3 protein-coding genes and 1 pseudogene are annotated in these 2,580 nt (G+C 52.4%); all 4 read right to left on the reverse strand.

Annotation, left to right across the window (positions count from 1 at the left end; genetic code table 11):
* A pseudogene (locus PHE17_RS21645) lies at window positions 1-193 on the reverse strand (hypothetical protein); the annotation flags it as partial.
* A gap of 137 nt (window positions 194-330) precedes the next feature.
* Entirely contained in the window at window positions 331-615 is a 285-nt protein-coding gene (locus tag PHE17_RS21650; protein ID WP_301018008.1) for a type II toxin-antitoxin system RelE/ParE family toxin, read from the reverse strand.
* Entirely contained in the window at window positions 596-838 is a 243-nt protein-coding gene (locus tag PHE17_RS21655; protein WP_301018009.1) for a hypothetical protein, read from the reverse strand. Before PHE17_RS21655 ends, PHE17_RS21650 begins: the two co-directional genes overlap by 20 nt.
* 314 nt (window positions 839-1,152) lie before the next feature.
* On the reverse strand, window positions 1,153-2,580 hold a 1,428-nt coding region (locus PHE17_RS21660), incomplete at its 5' end, for a DEAD/DEAH box helicase (RefSeq protein ID WP_301018010.1).

Genomic DNA, 2,580 nt, shown 5'->3' on the forward strand with positions numbered 1-2,580 from the left:
AGGTAATTTCGCTGTGGATGATTTCGCCTTCCACCTGCGCACTCACTCCGGGCACGAGACCGGCGATGCGCTGCAGCTGTGTTTCATCCTCATAGCGCAACGGCAGATGCAGCACCAGATCGAAACGACGGTGAATGCCGAGCTTGGCGAGTTTGGCCAGTGTGGCAGGTGGAATTTTGGCGGAGGTGTTCAATTCAGTAAGGCTGGCGTGTTGGGTTGTACATTTTGTGGAAAAAGAAATGTGAAGCTGACCACTTTAGCTGGCGTTGAGCGGATGGTTAACGGTCATGGCAAGTTTAATCATCAGGGGTGGCGCAATTGCCATGACCGTCAGGAGGTTTGCCGGGATTGGTGCAGCACGGCAACAATGGCAATCTTTTTTTGGGTCAACCGATAGATGATGGTGTACGGGTAGCGAGTGAGCACCAGTTCCCGAGTTCCTGTTCGCCGCCCGGTGTGCCCAAGCAAGGGGAAGCTTGGTAACTTCTCAACGGCTTTGATTAGTTCCGCCACGACTCTCGCAGCGGCTGGGGGATTGTCCGCCGCGATGTAGTCGCGTATCGACTCAACATTACGCTGTGAGCGCGGCGACCATTCAAGCGGCCTTTTTGGCATGTTTGACCGCGCCTATCCTTTTGAGAAATTCATCGTGCGGAATACCCTTTCCAGCTTTCAATTCGGCAAGCCCCGCGTCAATCTGTTCCAATGCCCATTCTTCGTATTTGATGCGCTCGGTGATGGCTTGTTTGGCGAATGCTTCCGGTGTGCAGCGCGTTGTAGCCGAGATTTTTTCCAGCCGCTTGAATACCGATTGCGGCAAGGTGATAGTGTTTGACATGGCATGAACTCCAAGACGTTTTGATAGTAGCTTCAATAGCGGCAAGGATACACCAACTGATGGTTGCAAGGATATGCCCGCGCTACGCGATGTGCAACGGAACTTCATTCAGATGAGTGCGGCAGCGGGGTATGGCTCATGTTCGCAAACGGCCCGAACCTGGCCCCTTTAGCTCGTTGATAACCAACGGGCATTGCACCGAATTGCAAGCGATCATATGGCGCAATGCGCTTTGCTTATTGACGCCCTATGTCACGCCCTATGTCATTGCACGTTACGTGGGTTTACGATTATCCTTGCGCGCGCCCGGCGCATCAGCGGCATCGGCGACTAACAACCTCATTAATTCGCCAAACCCATCCGGGAAGTGACTCAAGACGCTCTATGCGATCTTGGCTAAGCTGATTCTTTGATCTTGAGACACGCTGTTTGCTAACCCAATTACCCAGCATATAACCCCCAGAGTTAACATATCCTTTCGGAACCCTTGCATTGCCGAGCAGATTTACGTACTGCTCTAACTGTTTGAGCCCCTCCTCCCATTGTTCAGAAAGGAGATTCCATGACCATCCCGGCAGTGAATCCAAGCGTTCTATGCGGTCTTGGCTAAGTTTGTTCTTTGATCTTGATTCACGCTGCTTACTAACCCACTGACTCAGCCTATAACCCTCGGGGGTAACATATCCATTCGAAACCCTTGCGTTGCCGTGCAGAGTTAACTGTTTGAATCCCTCTTCCCATTGTTCAGAAAGAGGAACCCATGACCATCCAGGAAGTGAACCCAGCCGTTCTATGCGGTCTTGACTGAGTTGATTCTTTGATCTTGATTCACGCTGCGCACCAATCCATTGACCAAGTCTATAATCCTCCGGCGTAACATGCCCTCGCGAAACCCTTGCGTTGCCGTGCTGATTTACATACTGCTCTAATTGCCCGAAGCCATCTTCCCATGCTTCAAGATAAGGATCCCATGACCATCCGGAGAGTGACTCCAGACGCCTTATGCAGTATTGGCTGAGGAGATTCTTTGTTTTGGGTCTACGCTGCATACCAACCCATTGACCTAGCTTATAGCCATCAGGCATAACATACCCTCGCGGGCACCTTGCGTTGCCGTGCTGATTCACATATTGCTCTAATTGCCCGAAGCCATCTTCCCATGCTTCAAGATAAGGATCCCATGACCATCCGGAGAGTGACTCCAGACGCTTTATGCGGTCTTGGCTGAGTTCACTCTTTGATTTTGCACGCTGCTTAATAACCCATAGACCCAGCTTATAACCCTCAGGGGTAACGTATCCATATGGAACTCTTGCATTGCCATTTGCCTCCACAAACACCTCCAGCAACCCAAACCAGAAATTCCAAGACGCCGTAACCTGCTCAACCAGATAAGTGCGCAGCGCGCTGCCAAAATTTGCATCCACCGTAGCAGGCAAATCAATCCTGATTTTCCCCAACCCGTCTGCGCTGACACCCGCACCGGGCTTTCTGCCCAGCTCAGTCCTGATCTTATCCAGTTCGCAAGCCAGCACGTCGTCGTGTGCCTTCAACGCATTCAGCACATCCCAGATGGGTTTGAAGTAGCTGGCCTCTATGGTGTCTTCGGCATTTTGTCCGGCGGCGATGAACACCGGCAAGACAATCGTGCCTGCCTTCTTGTCCGGGCTCAGGCGGATGGCGCGGCCCACGGCCTGGATGATGTCCACCTGGCTGCTGCGCGGGTCTATGAAGGCCACGCC

This window comes from Thiothrix sp., assembly GCF_028714775.1.
Lineage (GTDB): Bacteria > Pseudomonadota > Gammaproteobacteria > Thiotrichales > Thiotrichaceae > Thiothrix.